Below are 998 nucleotides of genomic sequence, written 5' to 3'. Positions count from 1 at the left end.
CAAGTTGGGGCTAATGCAAATGAAAGTATTTCAATGTCACTTGGTGATATAAGTGCCGATAAAATAGGTGCGAGGCAGCTAGATTTAAAAGCAGTTGAAGGTGTTGCTGGTGGACTTGGTCAGAGTGTTGGCTCAGCTACTGGTGTTAATGTCGCACCAGGCAATGGTGTTACAGGCGCAATTGATATAAATGGTTTAAAGCCTAAAACAATAACATTAGCAAATGATGATAGTGCTTTAAGTGTGGCAGCGAAGATAAATGCAGAAAAAAGTGTAACAGGTGTTGAGGCGACGGCTAAAACAAGTGTTAAGATTGATACAAGCACATTGTCCGCGGATGGTACATTCTCGTTCAATCTGAATGGTCAGGCAATTTCAGGTAATGCGACTAGTACAGATATGTCATCTGTAGCAGCTTCTATCAATGATAAATCAACTACTACAGGTGTATCAGCAACAATAGATGATGCAGGTGATTTGATATTAAGTAATAATGACGGTGCGGACATTAAAATTGATACAGTCCAAATAAATGGTGGTGTGGATGGAGGTACTGTCACGGCCTTTGCTTTAGATGCAAATGGTGTTGCTGAAACAACAGGAATTACTTTAGAAGATGATACTGGTGGTGACGATGCAACTGCCTCTGAGGCTGCAACTTTTGCTGGTACCATTAAGTTATCATCAACAGCGACGTTTTCAGCAACAGCGAATAGCACAACACTTGCAGGTGATTTGAATACAAATAACTCAGCGCTTATTAACGTGGATACTGTTGATCTATCAACAGTTGCTGGCTCACAAAATGCGCTAAGCATAATTGATAGTGCATTAGCACAAATCGATGATAGCCGCGCTGACTTAGGTGCGATTCAAAATCGTTTTGGTCACACAATCAGTAACCTTGCTAATATCTCTGAAAACGTAGCAGCATCACGCAGCCGTATTCAAGATACTGATTTTGCAACAGAAACAGCGCAAATGACGAAAAACCAAAT

The 998-nt window shown here is 40.8% G+C and carries 1 protein-coding gene; it reads left to right on the top strand.

Going from position 1 to position 998, the window contains the following annotated elements; translation table 11 throughout:
- Window positions 1-33: 33 nt before the first annotated feature.
- Window positions 34-998, top strand: a 965-nt coding sequence (locus JIG41_RS01055) for a flagellin (RefSeq protein ID WP_283246019.1), incomplete at its 3' end; no start/stop codon positions are given.

The organism is Pseudoalteromonas sp. bablab_jr011, assembly GCF_016464045.1.
Classification (GTDB): domain Bacteria; phylum Pseudomonadota; class Gammaproteobacteria; order Enterobacterales; family Alteromonadaceae; genus Pseudoalteromonas; species Pseudoalteromonas lipolytica.
Note: the sequence above shows the minus strand (reverse complement) of the source record. Positions and strands in the feature narration are given on the sequence as shown.